The sequence below is a fragment of the Metabacillus sp. Hm71 genome, assembly GCF_051842955.2.
Lineage (GTDB): Bacteria > Bacillota > Bacilli > Bacillales > Bacillaceae > Metabacillus.
This window is the reverse complement of record NZ_CM200278.1, coordinates 1041946-1061385: the sequence shown is the minus strand read 5'-3', so window position 1 is coordinate 1061385 and position 19440 is coordinate 1041946. Positions and strand designations below refer to the sequence as shown.

19 protein-coding genes are annotated in these 19440 nt (G+C 37.6%); 3 read left to right on the top strand and 16 right to left on the bottom strand.

The annotated features are described in order from the left end of the window. Positions 1-73: 73 nt before the first annotated feature. The 6 genes from ACSVDH_RS05425 to ACSVDH_RS05400 form a co-directional block, all read right to left on the bottom strand. On the bottom strand, positions 74-1621 hold the full coding sequence (locus tag ACSVDH_RS05425) for an extracellular solute-binding protein (RefSeq protein ID WP_439248751.1): 1548 nt from the start codon (positions 1619-1621) through the stop codon (positions 74-76). 64 nt (positions 1622-1685) lie between these two features. Continuing rightward, positions 1686-2555: a carbohydrate ABC transporter permease gene (locus ACSVDH_RS05420; RefSeq protein WP_439248750.1), complete on the bottom strand. Its 870-nt coding sequence runs from the start codon at positions 2553-2555 to the stop codon at positions 1686-1688. After that, complete coding sequence (locus ACSVDH_RS05415; RefSeq protein ID WP_299091901.1) at positions 2555-3418, bottom strand: ABC transporter permease; 864 nt, start codon at positions 3416-3418, stop codon at positions 2555-2557. The genes ACSVDH_RS05420 and ACSVDH_RS05415 overlap by 1 nt, the downstream gene beginning before the upstream one ends. A 797-nt stretch (positions 3419-4215) precedes the next feature. Next, a complete protein-coding gene (locus ACSVDH_RS05410; protein WP_439248749.1) occupies positions 4216-7464 on the bottom strand; it encodes an FIMAH domain-containing protein in 3249 nt (1082 codons plus the stop codon). Between the two features lie 767 nt (positions 7465-8231). Continuing rightward, positions 8232-8738, bottom strand: a complete 507-nt coding sequence (lepB, locus tag ACSVDH_RS05405; protein ID WP_299091878.1) for a signal peptidase I — start codon at positions 8736-8738, stop codon at positions 8232-8234. Positions 8739-8747: 9 nt separating this feature from the next. Further along, positions 8748-9374: a TVP38/TMEM64 family protein gene (locus ACSVDH_RS05400; protein WP_439248748.1), complete on the bottom strand. Its 627-nt coding sequence runs from the start codon at positions 9372-9374 to the stop codon at positions 8748-8750. Positions 9375-9514: 140 nt separating this feature from the next. Here ACSVDH_RS05400 and ACSVDH_RS05395 point away from each other — a divergent pair, with 140 nt between their 5' ends. Continuing rightward, on the top strand, positions 9515-9874 hold the full coding sequence (locus ACSVDH_RS05395; RefSeq protein ID WP_299091882.1) for a YhjD family protein: 360 nt from the start codon (positions 9515-9517) through the stop codon (positions 9872-9874). Between the two features lie 371 nt (positions 9875-10245). On the opposite strand, the gene ACSVDH_RS05390 is transcribed toward ACSVDH_RS05395, so the two are convergent. From ACSVDH_RS05390 to ACSVDH_RS05365, 6 genes are all read right to left on the bottom strand, one after another. Next, entirely contained in the window at positions 10246-10647 is a 402-nt protein-coding gene (locus ACSVDH_RS05390) for a competence protein ComK (RefSeq protein WP_439249138.1), read from the bottom strand. Between the two features lie 12 nt (positions 10648-10659). Beyond that, on the bottom strand, positions 10660-11319 hold the full coding sequence (locus tag ACSVDH_RS05385) for a replication-relaxation family protein (RefSeq protein ID WP_439248747.1): 660 nt from the start codon (positions 11317-11319) through the stop codon (positions 10660-10662). Beyond that, entirely contained in the window at positions 11273-12409 is a 1137-nt protein-coding gene (locus tag ACSVDH_RS05380) for an FtsK/SpoIIIE domain-containing protein (protein ID WP_439248746.1), read from the bottom strand. Before ACSVDH_RS05380 ends, ACSVDH_RS05385 begins: the two co-directional genes overlap by 47 nt. A 126-nt stretch (positions 12410-12535) precedes the next feature. After that, positions 12536-12718, bottom strand: a complete 183-nt coding sequence (locus ACSVDH_RS05375; RefSeq protein WP_439248745.1) for a hypothetical protein — start codon at positions 12716-12718, stop codon at positions 12536-12538. Next, entirely contained in the window at positions 12715-12969 is a 255-nt protein-coding gene (locus ACSVDH_RS05370; RefSeq protein WP_439248744.1) for a hypothetical protein, read from the bottom strand. The genes ACSVDH_RS05375 and ACSVDH_RS05370 overlap by 4 nt, the downstream gene beginning before the upstream one ends. After that, positions 12966-13088: a hypothetical protein gene (locus ACSVDH_RS05365; RefSeq protein WP_439248743.1), complete on the bottom strand. Its 123-nt coding sequence runs from the start codon at positions 13086-13088 to the stop codon at positions 12966-12968. Before ACSVDH_RS05365 ends, ACSVDH_RS05370 begins: the two co-directional genes overlap by 4 nt. A gap of 139 nt (positions 13089-13227) precedes the next feature. Here ACSVDH_RS05365 and ACSVDH_RS05360 point away from each other — a divergent pair, with 139 nt between their 5' ends. Further along, on the top strand, positions 13228-13434 hold the full coding sequence (locus tag ACSVDH_RS05360; RefSeq protein WP_439248742.1) for a helix-turn-helix transcriptional regulator: 207 nt from the start codon (positions 13228-13230) through the stop codon (positions 13432-13434). Continuing rightward, positions 13431-13712: a hypothetical protein gene (locus ACSVDH_RS05355; RefSeq protein WP_439248741.1), complete on the top strand. Its 282-nt coding sequence runs from the start codon at positions 13431-13433 to the stop codon at positions 13710-13712. Before ACSVDH_RS05360 ends, ACSVDH_RS05355 begins: the two co-directional genes overlap by 4 nt. A 58-nt stretch (positions 13713-13770) precedes the next feature. On the opposite strand, the gene ACSVDH_RS05350 is transcribed toward ACSVDH_RS05355, so the two are convergent. From ACSVDH_RS05350 to ACSVDH_RS05335, 4 genes are read right to left on the bottom strand one after another with little or no spacing between them, the layout of a single operon-like run. After that, positions 13771-14505, bottom strand: a complete 735-nt coding sequence (locus ACSVDH_RS05350; protein ID WP_439248740.1) for a peptidoglycan recognition protein family protein — start codon at positions 14503-14505, stop codon at positions 13771-13773. Beyond that, positions 14505-14885 carry a phage holin family protein gene (locus ACSVDH_RS05345; RefSeq protein ID WP_439248739.1) on the bottom strand — a complete coding sequence of 127 codons (381 nt, stop codon included), beginning with the start codon at positions 14883-14885 and terminating at the stop codon, positions 14505-14507. The genes ACSVDH_RS05350 and ACSVDH_RS05345 overlap by 1 nt, the downstream gene beginning before the upstream one ends. 42 nt (positions 14886-14927) lie before the next feature. After that, on the bottom strand, positions 14928-15107 hold the full coding sequence (locus ACSVDH_RS05340) for a hypothetical protein (protein ID WP_439248738.1): 180 nt from the start codon (positions 15105-15107) through the stop codon (positions 14928-14930). A gap of 4 nt (positions 15108-15111) precedes the next feature. Continuing rightward, complete coding sequence (locus tag ACSVDH_RS05335) at positions 15112-19431, bottom strand: LPD38 domain-containing protein (protein ID WP_439248737.1); 4320 nt, start codon at positions 19429-19431, stop codon at positions 15112-15114. Between the last annotated feature and the right edge of the window lie 9 nt (positions 19432-19440).

Below are 19440 nucleotides of genomic sequence, written 5' to 3'. Positions count from 1 at the left end.
GTGTCTTTTACAAGAGCGTTGCCCAAAAATTAATTTTTGAGCAACACTTTCTGTAAAACTGATAAATCCGTTATTATTTGTTTACTTTTTCATACCATTCTTGTACTCTTTCAGTAATTTGCTCTCCACCTGCTTTATACCATTTGTCCACAAATTCATCGAACTTCTCGATCGGCCATTCTCCAATTACGATCTTCGTTAAATATTCTTGGAATAATTTATGTGATTGGATATCCGGAAAGCCTTCGTATACAGTAGACGGCAAACCATCTCCAGCAATTCTTCGGGCATCCGCAGTACTCACCTCAAAAATATCCTTCACCATTTGTTGTTGATAGTCTTCCATTGTTTGCTCTATCCGAATATCCATGTCCTCTTTCGTTATTAAATTCTTCATACCTAATGCAATCGGTGTTTCATCATTTTGCGGAAGCAATATCTTTTTCCCATTCTCCACCTTATGCTGTGCACCTTCGATTCCAAAAGTGGTAAATTCGTCATTTGCAGGATCATAGAAGAAGTCTAATAGTTTTAAAGCAGCTGCAGCCTTCTCCTCAGATGCTGCTGGAATCATCCATTCTGGTTCTCCCATGCTTTTTTGAGTGATATATCCGTCAAATCCCTCTGCCTTTGGAAGCGGCATTCCGGCAACATATGCATCTGGTGCCCCTGCAAGCATGGCATTGTGACGCTCACTTAATTTAGAGGGTAGATGGTACCAGCTCCCTACTAAATTGTTATTGATCTTCGCTGTCCAAACCTCTCCTTTATTTAAAAATGTTTCATTGTCTAAAAGTTTTTCTTCATATAAATCGCGAATGAATGAAATAGCTGCTTTCATATTTTTGGTCACACCAGCATATTGAATTTCGCCCTCATAAATATCCCATTCAGGCACACCTTCCCACATGGCGACACCATAGATCGCAAATAAGTGATCCATCCATTCTCCGAATTCCCTTCCTGTTGTCGGAATTTCATCTTGTTTACCATTTCCATTCGGGTCCTTATCACGGAATGCTCTTAAAAGCTCTTTATACTCCTCTACTGTTTTTGGCATCTCCATTCCTACAGCTTCAACCCAATCCTGACGAATTAAGGCTGCTCGTTCTGTAACAAGATTGACTTTTGGTACATAATAAATTTTCCCATCAGGCGTAGCAGAACGTACAACATCCCATGCTTCTTTAGGAATTCTATTCCATACATGTGGTGCATACTTCGGAAGCAGGTCATCCAAAGGTAGTGCTGCACCTTGGCTGATCAAGGTTTGTTCAAATCCACCAATCGGGCGGAAAATATCTGGATAATCTTCTGATGCAAACATCAAATTTAACGCTTCAACCGGGTCAGATCCTGCCGCAGTTGACATTAATTCATATTGAACACCTGTAGCTTCTTGTACTTTTTTCACATGCGGATCGTCGGGTCCAGGTAGAGTCCCTTTACCCAAATGACTTTTAAACACTTTTACTTTTGTTACTTCTTTTGATCCATTGTCTTCAGAAGTACTGGACGTACTTTCAACCTCCTTATTATTGGCACAACCAGCAAGAGTGCCAATAATAAGCATCAAGGCGGTTAGGACAACTAATAAAGACTTGCTGTTACTCTTAACCATTCAACATCCCCCTTTGTTTCATTTCATCATTTATAAAATCAAACCGTTATTCGGTTTAATCTATTTATTCCTTGAGAGAACCGAGGACAGCACCCTTCACAAAATATTTTTGTAAATATGGATACACCAATACAATTGGTATGGTAGCAAAGATGATTGTAGCCGCTTTCAATGTAATCGTGTTGAAATCAAAATCACCCGTAACTAAATTAACATCAGCTAGAGCTTCTGGTGATTCAAAATATCCTCGAAGTCTCAACTGTAATGGCCATAGGGTTTGATCACGTAAAAATAGTACAGCCGATTGGAACGTATTCCAATAACCAACCGCATAAAACAAGCCGATTGTTGCAAGTACGGGCTTTGATAAAGGCAAATAAATTTGAAATAACAAGCGAAAATCATTACATCCATCTATTTTTGCTGCATCATCAAGATCACTCGGTATTCCCATAAAGAAGGTCCTAACGATGATCATATTAAAGGTACTTAATAATCCCGGAATAATGAGCGCCCATAATGAATCCATCAACCCTAGCTCCCTAACTGTTAAAAAGTAGGGAATCATTGGAGCGTTAAAAATCATTGTGATGACGATCGCAACCATCATCGGCTTTTTTAAGAGGAAATCTTTTCTCGACAATGGAAATACAGTCAAAACGGTAATTAGCAGACTCAAAAATGTTCCGACAACCGTAATATAAATTGTCACCCCAAACGATCTCCAAAGCACTTCATTTTGCAGAATATGTTTCCACGTGCCCAAAGTAAATTCCACTGGAAGGAGGAATACCTTTTTGGATTCAGCAGCAATCGGAGAACTGAACGATACAGCTAACAATTGAAGCAAAGGCAGAATCATCGTTGCAGCAATAACACAAAGAAACGTGTAGTTAAATACACTAAAGCATTTTTCTCCCAATGATTTCTTCATTACCATAACCCCTGTCCTGATTTTCTTGCGAGCCTATTAAATATCCAAAGTAAGATAAAGCCTACAACTGATTGAAACAAACCAATTGCTGTTGTAACACTGAATTGCCCTTGAAGCACCCCTGCTCGATAAACATATGTTTCAATGATATCACCAACGGAATAGGTCATTGGCGTTAATAGGTTAAAGATTTGATCAAACCCAAGCTCTAAGAAATTTCCAATATTCAATAAAAATAACGTTAAAATAGTAGGGTACAATAATGGTAGTGTAATATATCTAATTTGTTTCCATCGATTTGCGCCATCCATGACAGCTGCTTCATATAAATTTGGGTTAATCCCTGTTATGGCAGCTAAATAGATAATGGTTCCCCATCCAACCCCTTTCCATATCCCCGAGATAACGACAATTGAACGAAAATAATCCTCTTCCTGCATAAACAAAATGGGTGCTGCTCCAAACAACTCGCGAACGGCATTAACAATTCCTTCTGCAGCCAACAATTCAAAGACGATACCGCCAACAACTACCCATGATAAAAAATGAGGGAGATAAAACAAACTTTGTACAGTTCTTTTAAAGGCCATTAATCGTATTTCATTAAATAACAACGCTAAAATAATCGGTGCCGGGAAACCAAAAATAAGCTGATAAAAAGCAATCAGGAGGGTGTTCCTAAGAACCTGATAAAAATCTTGATAGGAGAAGATAAATTTGAAATTCTCCAACCCAACCCATGGACTGCCTAGAATCCCTTTAAAAATTTGATAATCTTGAAAGGCAATAACACTTCCAAGTAATGGGATGAATTTAAAGATGATGTAAAATAAAATTCCTGGAATGATCATGATATATAGCATCCAGTTTTTTTTAATATTTTCTAAATACAACCTGATAAGACTTTTCTTTTTAATAAGTACATTTGCATGAACTGTCAGGTTTTCATGATGTTGTTTGACCGGTGTATGATCCATCTCTCTACCTCCCTTTTATTTTTTTGAATATTCGCAAATTGATTATAACGATCTTGATCACGCTTAGACAATCATCCATTTTTCCACGAAATGCACAAATTGTAGATAATAGGACAAGTGGCGTAGATATACCAAGATCGTAAAAGATATTATTTGTAAGCGTTTTCCCTTGTGGGTATAAGCTTTTATACAAATGGTTTGTTTTATGTAAGATCTGTTTGTTCAATTTAGGCGATATGTGAGAATGGTAGGTAACAAAACAAGAGCGATATCCCTGATTAAGGAAAAAAATCAGCTTACTTGGGTTATACCGGATATCGGGTATCGGGTATAAGGAAAAAAACGCCTTTCATAACTGGGATGAAAGACGTTTATTTGTTAGTTCCCTTATCCATTGTCCTTCATAACCGAGATGAAGGACATCTTTTTACTCGTTACCTAATCTATTGTCCTTCTTGACTGAGATGAAGGACATCGACTATTGCTTTTCTTAACGAAATGTCCTTCATCAAAATTTTGATGAAGGACATTCTGTAATTATCCGGCAAAAATTATTTCCTGTTAAATAATTCTGTAAATCAACAATTAATTAAAATCTGCTTGCATCTTTACATGGAACCCGTTTATATCTTGCAAACAGCCTTATCTAAACTGTAGACTCCCTTATTTTCCGTGAGTGAAATTTAATTTCCATTTTCAAGCTTTTTAATGAATAACTGTGCATAATTAGAAAGGGTCATTTTTGCCTCAGGCGATACATGATGCTGCATGGTCTTTTGATTAAGCTGTTCAACATATTTGTTCATAAATGCAACGGCTTTTTCTTTTGAACCCATTTCCAAATGATTCTCGGCTTGATTTAGAGTATTTGTTAATTGGGATACAAGTGGACCTGTTAAATCTCCTGTTTTCTCAAATTGATCCATATAATTTTCTAAAACTGTTATAAACCCTGGTGTAACCTTGACGGTGTTGGATCTTTCAGATTCCCCGCTTGCATTTTGGGCTTTAATGTAATAGTTGTATTCTACACCAGGTTTAGCCGTTCGGTCGTAGTACGTATTGACTTTGGCATATCCGATATATTCTACTTCCCCATTTGCTTCTCTGTAAATATTTACTTGGTTTTCTCCACCATTGGATGTCCAAATGAGTCCGACAAATGATTCGCCTACTAGACCGATAGTCAGATCAGATGGTGTGTTAGGGATAGGCATTGTAATTGTAAGTTCATCTGATGCTTTAGTCTCCCCCATTTCATTTACTGCAGTAATTTTATAGGTATAGCCTGTTTTACTTACACTAATACTATCGTCTAGATAAGTGGCTGAAGTTGTACTATCGACCTTAGAAAAAGCACTGTCTCCATTCGCTTTTCTGTATATATTGTAGCTTTCTGCTCCATCCACCGAAGTCCATTTTATTTCGAATGCAGCTGTGGTCACTTCACCTGAAGCTAGTCCTGATGGGACCTCTGGTAATGTTACAGGAGGCTTAGTCGTTGTTGTGACACTGTCAGTTTTTTCTGATTCACCGCCAATGGCTATCGTCGAAACCTTATAGTAATACGTTGTTGAAGGAAGTACGGTATCATCAATATATTCTGCAGTTGCTGTACTGCCTATCTTCTTATAGCTGCCATTTTGTTCAGTGGCTCTGAAAACAGAATAACTAATCGCATTCTCCACTGGAGTCCAATCCAGCTTAACTGATAGACTCTTTATTACAGGTACATTTAATCCTGTAGGTGCAGGAGGAGTTGGTTGTGTAGAATCAAAGGTAAGCACTTCCACACTATTAGATAAAGGTGATTCACCACCGGCATTAAGTGCAGACACCTTATACTGATAGGTGACACCTTGCTCTACTGCAGCATCTACATACTCTGGGATTTTAGAGCTTGCCACCGCTCTAAATACAGGATCCTTTGATGTTGATCGGTAAATGAGATAAGCATCTGCCGCACTTACCGATGTCCAATTAACTGTAATCGCAGCATCCTCGTTTAGTTCACCTTTCAATCCAGAAGGACTGACTAACAGTGGATCTTCATCCGTATTTGTTGGTTTGATGATAACAAAATAATTCATTTTTGACGTATTATTATTCGCTCCCATTACGACAAAGGAGCCGGATGAATAATGCTTTTTGTATAGAGTGTACTCAACCGGTTGATCATCTTGAATACTAGTTCCTGTCTCCTCATAGGAGTTTATTAACCATTCCGGCTTATCAGTAATTCTTGAATCATGCGCCACATAAACATCAGCATCAGCAGTCAAATAGAAGGAAACTAAATCCTCACTTGTAGCACTTCTCGAGCCTACTGCAGATCTGATCCATTCCATGCCCTGCAATTCATCTGGTATTGACTGGAATTTATAAGCCGTTCTATCTCCAGCAACCAGGTCGCCAATTTGAAGATTCTTTTGAACAGACCAATTTGACGCATTCACAGTTCCGTTGCTGCTATTATCGTTGATTGTTACATTCCTAATGATATCTCCGTTCATACTTTCAACCGGTTCCGGAGTTGGTTCCGGCTCTTGTTCGACCGGCGGCTCAAACGGTATTCCTGACCATTCAGGCGGTGTTGTAGGATAATTTTCCGGGAAACCAGGTGCCGCTAATTCATTCAAATATTCTTCTAGATTTGTATAACCATTTCCATTGTGATCTCCGTTTCTGTCCTCCGGGTCAGCAGGATTAAATCCATTATCCTGTTCCCATTCATCAGACATTCCATCTTGGTCAGTGTCAACAGGGGCTATTCCTTTTTCCAGTAAAGGGAACCCTCCAACATCATTTTCATTGCCAATAATGACTCCGGTTTGATTTTTCACGCTATTAATCACACGTTTGTCGACTGCATCCCGCACTAAAGAGGCACCGACATGGTCCAGAACAAGGTTATATGCTGTTTCAGGATCTTGTGTGTGTACTGGAGGGTATTCAAATCGATCCGGAACCACAACACTAGGCCTTTCAACCTCGATAATATCTGTTCCTGTATCAGTTCCATCAAGAACACCGTTTTTATTACTATCAATCCGGTTGTTTTCAATATACACACTATAATTCTCATTGCCTCGTACAATGGCATACTCAGGATCAGCAGAGTTTTTCCCTGCAATAAAATAATTTCCTACAACATTTCCATACCCTTTTGTCCCCGATTCACCACCGGCTACATACGGGAATCCTCCCCAGTTATAGACGATATTGTTAACAAAGTCGATCTGTCCTTTTGTTTTAGGATTTCTGTCATTATTGTGGGCATAGAGATTATGATGCATGCTGATTGTATTCATCTCAATCAACCCGCCCATTGAATGAGTTAGTAGACCTTCAGAAATAATCGACCATTGTACCGTAATATTTTTTGATTTTGGATTTTCATAGTCTTTACTTTTGATCGATAATACCTCATCTGTTCCCCATGAAAAAGTCGAATGGTCGATGATAACATTCTGACAATCTTCAAAATACATCGTATCATCATTAAAGCTCAGATCACCCAATCGGAAGCGAACATACCTGATAACAATGTCACTGCAATCAATGAAACGAATATTGTTCCCTCGAATGGTCACTCCGTCTCCTGATGCTGTTTGACCAGCGATGGTAATATTTGATTTATTTCTAAGCACAATCTGGGGGATGGTTATTTCTCCAGAAATATCAAATACAATGGTACGAGGTGTTTCTCCAGCTGTTGTCAGCGCATCATGGAAAGTCCCCGGACCTTTTAGCTCATAGCTTGTCACATGATAAACCTCTCCACCCCTTCCCCCAGCTGCAGCATACCCGAAGCCTTCTGCTCCAGGAAATGCAGGCAGTAACGCAGTATCAGCTTTTACTGAAGGAGCGACCATTTGAAATAGGGAAAAACACAATATAACAGATAAAAACACGGATAAAAACCTCTTCATCTTATACCTCCCATTACATATTTTCATGCTGACTGAGTGGTATTCTGAGGCTGCGTTGCAATTTTATTAGATTGAGAGGGAAGAATTTTGTTTCATGAAAAATTTGATTATTAAGAAGATAGATGTTTCGTCTATTTGCATACTAAAAAAGCGCAGCCTTACCATCTCATTTCATCCAAAGCAAATGACATACACTTCGTCGCCCCCATTTCCCCTATCTGATTTGATAGGAGATATATGTAATAACCGGGCTGCTGGTGACAGCGCTCTCTTTCTTGCGTATCTGTTTGCTAACTCCCCCCCCCTTTTTTAAAATTCATAACCATTATAGCGATCGATTTCACACGAGAACAATCAACCATTTTTCCATTAGGTATACAAATTATAGAGTAAGCCCACTATATTAAATAGGTTTATCCGCAGCAAGAATCGTTTATAAGCCGGCGAACGCAATGCCACATATTTCTATTAAAATAAAAAAAACGCAAGGCGCTAAGCATTCGGCGACAAGCCTAAGGCGAACAGGAATAGAAGGTGTTCTTTACCTTCAATTCCTGTTTGACTAGACCCTAGAGGCAGTCAAAAACGCGACGTCCTGTCGCATTGACTGCACTTGCACGTCCTGTGCTTCGCCGATGGCGCCTGGAGCTAGATTCAGAAACGCAAGCTATGTTAAGAAAATATATAAATTTTGGTGTTACAAAAAATACTAACCCATCAGACTGCACCATCATCAACTGACGAGATGCTTGCCAATGTGTTAGTATTTATTCCGGTTCTCCAACTGTCCCAATCACATCGTCTATTTTAACCAAGCCAAAATGACGGCTGTCACGGCTTTGAAGACGATTATCTCCAATAACAAAAATATACCCTTTTGGAATTTTTGTTTTATCGATAATTTCTTCTAAGGTAAAATTGCCAATCTGCTTTGTTACTTGATTTTCCTTAATAGAAGGTAAAAACGGTTCATCAACTGCCTTGCCATTGACATAAAGTTGATCATCTTTATAGTAAATTTCATCACCTGGTAAGCCGATTACTCGTTTTACATAAATTTGCTCACGATCAGGCAGATGAAAAACAACAATATCAAATCGATCAAGCGAATCAAAATATAAGGCCAATTTATTAATGGAAAGGAGCATTCCTTCCTCGTACGTCGGTTGCATCGAAACACCTTCAACTTTGTATTCGACAAAGATAAGGTTTTTTAAGAAGATAGCCATTAAACATATACCAACTGTTGTGAAAGCTATTCCCCGTTTTTTCATGGTACCCCCCTACAACATTTTGCGGCCACTTTTTTTTACAGTCATTGACATATTTAAACGTCTCTCGACTCTCTTTCCAATAAACCATAATGAAAGGATAACAACCGCTACCATAATGGATCTTTCTGGCTGTGTGATGAGTGCATGTAAATCTTGACCAATAAAACTTACCACAAAAATCATGACAAACTTTCCAGCTAATACGGCTAATGTGAATTGCCAAAAGCTTACTCTAGAAAGCCCGGCAACTACATTAATTGCAGCAGACGGCGTAAACGGAAAACATAAAATGAGAAACAACGGGCCAAAGCCCCTCCGTTCAATCCATGTCAACAGCTTTTTAATCGCTTTTTTCTCTCGTAACCTCTGAAAGACTTTCCATTCGCCAAGTTTTCTCATGATAATAAATACTATAATAGCACCTGAACAAGCTCCAATCCAAGATAAAAAAAATCCCAGCCAAAGCCCAAACGAATTCACATTTGCCACAATAAATGCTACAAGGGGCAGAAATGGAAAAAATGCTTCAAGCAATGGTAACAATATTCCATAAAACGGACCGAACGAGCGATACGTTTCAAATGCCTCCATTAATTGTTTTAACGAAAAAAAATCCTGCAATGTCTCCGGGTTCATTCTATTCTCCTCAAAAGTCCTTTGGTATCTATTTTACACATTTTTGTCAAAACTTGAAAGCTAGGAACAACTTGCTAAAAACATTTTAATGACTTATAATAAATACGAACAAATGTTCTGTAATTTAAGGGGGCATTTCTGTGACAAGAATACCGAAGGACATCCGAGATATGATCGAATTATCTATTTATTTGCCAATGGCTGTTTCGATCTTCAACCGTGATTTAACCGTTATCGAAAAAAGTCCGTTTAAACTTCATAAACCATACTTAGTGCTGGTAGAAGAATCCCTTAAGCTGGTACAAAAGGATTTAGCAATTGTTAAGCAAGAGCTGCGCAAACGGAATATAAAAGTACACCAGGTCGAACGAGACGAAGCGTTCACGCTTTATTCCTTTCTTTACAACGGCTATGAAGAAAAACATAATTATTTTAATCCAAGAATACGGAACAAGGTATGCGAGCTTATGGAGGAGTATTTATTTAAACCGCAAAAATAAATGGTTTACTTTGGAAAAATTCCATTCTTTTTTATTTAAACGCTGAAAGACACCCCTCTGTAGCAGCAGGTGTCCCTAATTTTCCTAAATCCAGTCTAAAGCTCGGAAAATAAATCGAATCACATACCACAAAACTCTAAACGGAAAGATAATAAGTTCTGGAATATAGAAAAATACTTCAAAAAGGAAATCAGCAAACGCATAACGGCCCCTAAACGACAAAAAAGAGACTGTCCTAAAATGTCCAACTTCTCCAGCAATCACCAACTGAACAGGACTTCATCCTTTTTTGAGGGATCCACTTGTTGGGTTAGAGGAGCTGGACATTTCTATTTAGAATCAGCCTCCATGCATCTTATTAAATTAAATCATCAATATAGTTTTCGTTGAAATTCTCTTATAATTTGTTCATAAATAGCATTTACATCTTTTTCACTTGGCTTGAGAAGCTTGTTTATCTTTTGCTGTTCTAGTTCAATTCGTGATGTGATGATTGTTCGAAGTTGTGCTGTGCGAAAGAGTTGATTTTCAAATGATCCAACTGAAAGTGGTAGAGTGATTGTTTTTCCATTCGTAAAGGTTATCTGTGTATTATCATGCTTTGCTTTTGAATATTCCTTTACATAACCATGAGAAATCCATACACAATGCGATTTCGTTGAAGATGTCGTAGGGAAAAAGTAAATCGAATTTGCTGGATCAATAACGATCGGCGATTTATGGGTAATTCTCATCAGGCCCTTTGTCCCTTCTTTTCTCCCATTAAAAGATATGATACTACTAAATTATTTTATTTCGCTAAAAGTATATACCTCCGAAATCAAAGCTTTCTTCTCACACATGTCCTTCCATTTCTTTTTCCGATCTTCCGTAGTCGTGTAGATTTTCAAAATAGGAGTATGATTGAGTTTCTTTTTAAGTTGGGGGATAGCTTCTGCATATCTAGAAAGTTTCTTCTGGTTGTCTACCATGTGGCGAGTGTGGTCAATTTCTACGAGTTGAAGGACATTGTTTTGTCTGAATACTGCATCAGGGATAATGTATTTATTTTGTTGAATACTATTAGATCCGATCAATCCAATAATTTGATTAGTGTTTTCAACTTCATATTCTAACTTCACTTCATTAGCCCAATCCTCAGGGCAACCGTATTGTATGAAAACTTCATTTCTTAATAACGTGTGAACAATCTGTTGATTTTGTTTCACTTCATTTGTTGAACCTATTAATTTCCTCCCTGATGTATTCAAATAAAAAACTTTCCCTTTAATTTCGTATGAATGGATATATGTTTCATTTAAATACTCTGTAATTTGTTTTATTACCCTCGTTACATTTCTATAACAGCCTAAGTCCATTATTTTCATGATTTGCTTGTATGTGGCGAAATCCAATCGATCAATTATTTGCAGTATCAATTCTGTCCTTTCCTGAGTCTTGATCAATGATAATACCTCCTGTTTCCTTAAAATAAGGCACTTGCATTTCTATTTTCTTCTCAGTTTTGTATATAGCTCTTCCTGGTATGTGTGGTAGCTTCTCAGCTCCTTCTTCATCTAAAATAACCATACTTCCGACTAATTGAGGTACAAGAAAGCTAACACGCGCTACAGTGTTCATTTTTATCTGCATCGGTACAACTTCTTTAATAGGGTATTGAGTGGAAAAGATCAATCTAAACCCTAAACCCCCACCAATACGAGCAATCTCAGATAAAGCAGCCTGACATTCTAAAAGAACCTTCTTAATCCGTTTATCAGCTTGAAAATTAGGACATAGTTCCGCGCCTTCATCGACAATAATAAATGTACGTTTTTTATGTGGTGTATCAACTACATTATTCCATCCTTTTTCCTTGAACAACTTCTCTCTGCTTTTTAATTCATTAACCAAGAAATATAACGTCTCGTAGCTTTCTAGAATGTCACTAGACACGCTTTTTACTTGGGGGTATACATCATACTTCGAGAACTCTAAACCACCCTTTAAATCAAGTATATAGATCTCTACATTATCAGGCTGTGAGTAAATCAGCGAATGAAGTAATGACTTAAGAAAAACAGTTTTACCGAATCTTGTTGTACCTCCATCAATCAAATGAGGGTATTTATCGAAATCGTGATAAATAATTTCATCGTGACTTTTACCGAATGGGATTTCCCATGTATTAGGTTTGATTAAATTAATATCATAATCCCACTTTATAGGGAGTTTTTCCTCATAGACCTTGATAGACAACTTATTATTAAATTCAATTACAACATGTTTATCCAGAGCATCTTTGAAAACAGGTTCAAACTTATTAATGATTAAATCTGAGCTTAATCCATACGGAAGGCTATAATTGTATACCGTATGATTTTCACATTCTCTCATTGATTTAAACCTTGGATATTGGACATAGTTATTTTTAGGGATCCCAATACGAGCATTCTCGAACACTTTTTCGATTTTCTGCTTGTCAGTCAATTTCCTCTTTTTAATTAAAAGACTACCTCCTAATATTGCAGCCGGTACAGCGAAAAATTCTATCATGGATACCCTCCCTATCTATAGATAGTTCCAACTCAATCGGCTGAAAAGATCACTTGATAACTATTGATATAACACACTTTGAATAAGTCAATGAAAGATTCACACGTTGAACACTTCATTGAATTGTTAAATGAACATTTTGACCAAGTTAACAACCACAGTTGCAACCGTCCCATATCCAACTAAAGACAAGACCAGACGTACTATATCACCATCAACCTTCCCCTTCTTCTCTAAAAAGGAAAGGAACATCAAAACACCACCAACAGAACAAACAACCCCATATCCTATCGCGATAGATGAACTCATTTCTTTAAATCCTTTTTGATCTTATTTGCTAATTCAAAATACCCTTCATAATCCTTATCAATCACATCGTGATAAGTCATGTGTTGATACAACATGATTTTCTGATCTGTACTTGCATTCTCATAAAGTTGATTTAAATAATCGGAAGAGTATAAAAGATCGTAGTCAGGTAAGTATGAGTAATTCTTCATGGAAGGATGTTTCTCTCGATGCTCCTTATAACCTTCAAAAATCGAATATAAGATACTCATTTCTTTAATCCACTTAAAAAGTGTAGGACTTTATCAGATTTCTTTTCATCCACCTGATTTTTATTAAGAAGCTCCTTACCCTCTTTAGTAATGTAGATTTTAAATGTTTGACGTTTCATTTGAACACTTCCTTTCAGTTTTCTTAGAACAATACTATGAAGTGTTTTGTTTGTCTTATTCATAATTTCTGAACAAAAATTTATTTTTAACAAACAGGGATAGTCCATTAAATTGTTGAATAAGTATTAAGGTGATGAAATGAAAATAAAATGCAGATTAAATGAATTGTTAGATGAAAGAGGTATAAAGAAGAGATTTATTGCAAAAAAATTAAAGGTGTCACCACCGACTGTTACAGCGTGGAGCAATGATACAAACTTTATTCCTATGGATAAAGCTTTTGAAATAGCCGATATATTAGGATGTAAGGTTGATGATCTTTATAAAAGGGAGAGAGAGACATGATATTTGTAGGGGCGTTATTAGCTTCGTGGATTGTAATGAATTTGTTTTATATCATCATTAATCCATTAACGAGGTATAAAAGGGGCAAAACATTTTTATATGTAGTATCATACGGTTTATACGTGATTTTAGCATTTTTTATTTTATTTGAAACAAGCATTTATTATATTACTGCAGGATTATTATGGTTAGTATGGTATATATATAAAGATAAAAAGAAAGAAAGGAGAGAGGTAAATGGGGAAAGTCACACCAGGGATGAAGATGGAAGGAATTAAACCAGGTGGTTATAGAGCATAAAAAGAAAAGAAGCCCCCAATAAAGAGGGCTTTTTCTTTATACAATTTCGTAATACCAATTACGTTCTTTAAGCCACGCTTCAAACTCAGCTCTCATCTCAGGAGATAAACCACCGGATAAAGCACGTGGGTTTTGATCTTTCTTCCCTTGAATTTGAAACCACCAATTTTTATCAATGAAATAGTCTGTTATTAATTCGACTGACTCTGGACTTAATCCACCTGTCAGAATTTGAACAGATTCTTCTTTTTTAGCAGGTTTAGCAGGTTCCAACAAGGCTTTTACATAGTTCTTAAACTCTGTAAATTCTTTTGGATTCTTAACCCATGGCGCAGGACAATTTTTACGTGTTACATCATAATGACGTACAATATCGGTGTTAGGATCCAATTTATATTTTCTACATAAATAAGACACTTCAATGGCAGCTTTCTTAATCGTCTCAGGATGGAAAGAACCGTCCTTCTCAGGACATAATTCAACGCCAATAGATAAATAGTTAGCATTAGGTTTAAGCTCTCCCACGCCCCTGTATGACCCGTCATTTGCGTGGTAAGCTACTTCATTCAAAGGGATGATGCAAAGCGCTTCTGTTTTATCAATAAAGATATGAGCAGATGCATAACGATCCTTAAGGTTGTTGAAATATTTATAGTGATTGTAAGCCGAAGCACCAGGGTTAGCCGTCCAATGACAAATAATTTTCCTAACTTCTTTTAACTTTTTACCAGGTCGTGAATAAGGATTTTTATTAATGAATTGGTTTTTCATTATTTATCCTCTCCTTTGTTATCTGATTGAATCACATGCAATTTATCCAGAATAACAGATGGTACTTTCACACCAATTTCAGCGAGGTTTTCAACAACGGATAACCCTTCGTTGGCAATATAAAATAGCACCGTAGCATAAGCCACCGCGCCTTTTAAATCTAAAACAACATCAATAATATTTGCTGCAATAATCGCTCCAAATACTCCAATCTTACGAACATATCCGAACCATGCAGTACGACTTCTTAACCGCTTGTTTTTCCAAGCTTTAATAACTCCGGTAATGATATCTAATCCCATCAACACTGCCAATAAATCGAGGAATTTCACCCCTCCGAATAAGTACCCTTGTACGATTTGTAAGTTTTCAATTGCCATTTTTAATCACCCTTTCTAGGCAAAATAAAAAGAGAGCTAATTTTAGCCCTCTTTATCAACGTATTTTTCTTCTTTGGTTTGTGGAAGGAAAACCATAAGAAATCCTATACCACCCACCGCGAAAATTGCTAACCATAACCACCAAGGTTTATCAGGTATAACCGTAAAGACTACACCTGCAACAATTATTAACCATCCTGCTACCCAATGATACCACGCCATTTCATCACTCCATGCTTCTGAGGTTCTTAACAGCCTTTCTCGCGATATCGTTACGTTGTTCATTAAGTTTATTTAATTGATTGCGCTTTTCAGATCCGTTAAGCTCAGAACTATTTTCAATTTCACGCATCTTCTTACTAATATCACTGATTTCTTTTGTGATATCAGCAACATAATCATACTGTCTTTCTTTCGGGAACTCTTGACCTTTTTCCTTTGCAGTTCCTCTTTGTCTCTTAAGTTTCTCCTGTAGATCATACAGTTTACCCACAGATGCACCGGTTGAACCTTGGTTTACAAGGAAAGATCTTGCTATAGGTTGCTGACTTGGTAATTTATCAGCTTTTTCCGGTTTTTGGACTACTCCTGTTCCTTCGAGAATCGCATCAATAGCATTAGTTGCATAAGTACCTAAACCACCAGTAAACCCTCTTATCGTGTTGTCAATGATACGAGGTGAACCAAAGTTCTTGAATGCTCCTTCTCCACCTGTAAGCTTATTAATACCTTTACCTAAGAACTTTGCAGTCTCAGAAGTATTAATATCATGCTGCTCTGGATATTCAATATCATCTTCACGTTGTGGGATAATACGACCTTGCTTAAAGAATGAGTAGTTAGCCATTCCTTCTACAATAGGCGCAAGCCCGGTTAACATGACTGGTATAGAGTATGATGATAATGTTTCTTTTGCGAATCCGTCAAAAGCATCCTTGTTATCTTTATACATGTAATCAAGGAATCTCTCAGGTAAATTCGCAAAGATTGGAGCGAGATCAAATGGTTTAGGGATACGAGCTACTTGATTAGTTCCAGGAACAGGGACTAACCAGAAAGAATTTTTAAGCCAATTCGGTGCATCCTCAATTGTTTCTTGTTGTTTTTCATTAGATAAGTATTTCTGAGCCATGAATGCACCTAAAGTAGGTAATAATACAGCCTTTGCAGATCTTGCAGTAACACCCATCCAATCATCTTGAATAGCACGAATTAACTTACTCTTACCTTGAATGTTCGCATTTAAGAAGGCTACTACCTTGTTAGCTTCACGAATACTTGAACCAGAACGTCCAAAGTCCATGATATCCCTTGCTCTGTATGCAGCTTCTTCTCTTGAAACACCCTTACGTAATGCAGCACGATATTCACCTAGTTTAGTAGCAGTTTCAGAAACATCAGCAATTGCACGTAACACATCGAGATAAGTATTAGGGTTAATAACATTAAGGAATTTTTTAGTATTGCCCTCTTTGATAACATTTTCAAGTGCTTTCTTGTGTACATTACGGTCCATAGAAACAATATTCCCATACCCTGCATTATCTCTTATAAATTGTTGATATAGTTTACCTGGTGTGGTGTATTCCTTATTGCCGATTTTTATCTTCTTACCTTTACCGATTGCTTGAACTAAACCATAAGTAAAGTCAGTAATAGGATTAAAACCGGAATTAGAAACTACATAGGCTTGAACAACGTCACGCATAGGGTTACGCAAACTAAACTCAGGTGTTAGGGTTGCCCCTGCTCTAAGTGTTGATGCCGGCTTTTGAAGTATGTTTATTAATAGATTAGATGATTCTCTATCCATATTCAACATTGTTTTGTAAACATCTGGTGGAACTTCGTATTTTACCTTCTCGCCATTCTCCATAACACTTACAACATTTTTACGCCCAACATCCTCATTTGATTCTAATTTTCGAATAAATTTGTTTTCTGTATCTGCCTTAGAAAGCTTAGAAAGTTGTCTTGCTACGGTATTTCGATCTGCTACTGTTGTAGATTGGAAGATATTTTTAACCATGCTTTCAATTGGATCAATAACTGTACGGTCAGAACCTTCTAACTTTTTAATAGGACTTGATACATTCGCTAATGCTTTGCTTAATCCTGATTTAAAATCAACCTTATCGTCATCAAAGGAACGGAATAAAGGCATGTAGTTAGGCCATTTCTCTCGCATAGCTTCAACGGACTCTTTGCTTAATACTCCTGTATTCGCTAAGTTATCGAGCAATCTGTCGCTAACACCAACTAATTGCTTGCGTGCTGCTTCCATTTCTGGTGTACCTAACTTTTTAATAACTGCTTCAACCTCTTGGTTAGTAAAGCCTGAGTTCATACCCTTAGAGTTAACATCACGAGCGTGAACAGCTAAAGCATAGTCACCAAGATCCTGATATGAGTAACCTTTCTTCTGGATGTCATCGATAATTGGAGCAAGTTCAGTTCTAACAATTTCGTTAGCTTTTGCAGGACTTCCTCTAAACAATCGAGCTTGCTTATACAGGCTATCTTCTGCACTTCCTACCTTGCCCTTGACATTCTGTTCAAGAACTCTTAACGGGGTCATATCGTCCGTAAAATTAGTTTGTAGACGTTGTAATAGGTTGTTAAAAGGTTTTTCCTTCTGAGGGTTACGATCTACCTTAGAAGAGAATGAAGCTAATGGATCGCTAACTGTTTGATTCTGTTTTTCTGCTAAACTTTGTACTGATGGATCGATACGTCTTAATCCTGGATCTTTTCCTGCTGAAATGGCTTCGTATGGTTCTCTTACTCTAGGAGCGCTTATTCTTTTTAACCCTGGATCATTTTGTACAGGTGTAATAGGTTGACTTAAAGCTTCATCGAATTGAGATAGAATCGCATCTCTTTCCTCTTCTAATGCTTGGATAAGAGGTCTTAAAGCAGGTTCTTGTTGTGGGTCTACCATCAACAATTCATTTAATTGCTCTAACTGATCTTCAATTTCTGCAACTTCTTGTGGTCTCCACGCAGGAACATCCCCAAACTCATCACCAAAACCATTTCTTACTTGTTGTTCAGCTAATTGACGTAATTCTGTATTGTTAGGAACACGACCATTTTGAGCATAAAATTCTTGATACCAAATAGGATTCTCAGAAATACGTCCATAACGGTCTACAACCTCACCTAGTTCATCTCTAATGACTCCACCTTGCTGCACACCTCTACGATTAGCCAATGAATCTTTTAAATAATTATACTGTTCATCTACTGCACGATTAAAGGCTTCTATCGACTCGCTGAACGGGTTTTCTTGAACTCTAGGTGTATTTACCTCTGCTTGTGTTCTTCCAATCTCAGGAGGTCTTAAACCGCGTTCCCCTAATTGATCATATAAGCCAGTGGATCTGTTAGGTCTTAACCCGTCAAGTAATGGATTCGATTGTGTTCTAGGTGCTAAAGCATCTAATGAGCTTGCGCTTGGTCCTCCGGAATAAGTAGGTACATCACCTTGAATTAATCGGCTTAATCCTCTTTGAGCGAGCTTACCAGCACCGTATAAAGCAGGATCCGCAATAGCACCAGTAGCAGCACCTAATCCAATATGTCTAAGGTTTTCAGATGCTGAATAATCATCAGGGTTTAATCCTTCACGAATACCTACCTCTGCACCTGCAACTCCTGCGCCAGTAATAGCACCTTTTGCAGCTTCCGAGCCTAAACGTTGACCAATACCCCTCGAACCGAATTGAGTTAATCCTCTCCCTGCTCTAGTTGCGTTTAAAGCCCCATATGCACCGATACCAGGCAGAAGGTAACCTGCACCTGATGTAAGCATGTCAGTGACTCCACCCTCGCCTATGTCACGCTGAGAGGTGTAATAAGGTGTGCGGTTATTTACCTTTTTATCTAGGTTGCTTAATCCACCCATTGTAGCAGAATCAATCGTACGATTAGATCCCCTTGCTATTTCTTGAAAGGCTTTTGATTGGTCCCGATTGATAAAGCTGTCTACTGCTTCTTCTGCACTTACATCATCGAACGGATTAAAGAATTGACCAGCTGCCTTTGCTGCTGCGCCTAAATCATCTAGTAATGAAGGTTTTTTCTTAGCTTTCTTTTTAGGTTTATCATCATCAGCCTTAATGGTAACTTTTTTGCGAAGTATACCACTTTCATCCTCTTTAAAGCCTTTACTCTTTGATTTAGATGTATTTGGAGTAGCTGCCCATCTATCTTGTGGAGTGTTTTCCATATCCTTAGTAGTGAGCTTACCTTCTCGCATTTTACGGTTAAGTTCTTTTCCTTTTTTAATTCGCTTTTGATTGTTCGCGTCTTTTTCTTTCTCCCATTTTTCCTCTAGCTTGATTCGATCCTCTTGAGCCTTCTGAGCCGCTTTCATAGCCTTTTCAAGCTCTTTAACACGTCTTTCATAGTCTGCCTTCTCAAACTCTGCCTGAGCCTGTGAGCGACCTATTTCGCGTGCAGAAGAAAGACCGGCATCATAAGAGCCGGCCCCATATCTACGTTCAAATATTTCCTTGTACTTATTTTGATTAAAGGTTACCATAATCCACCG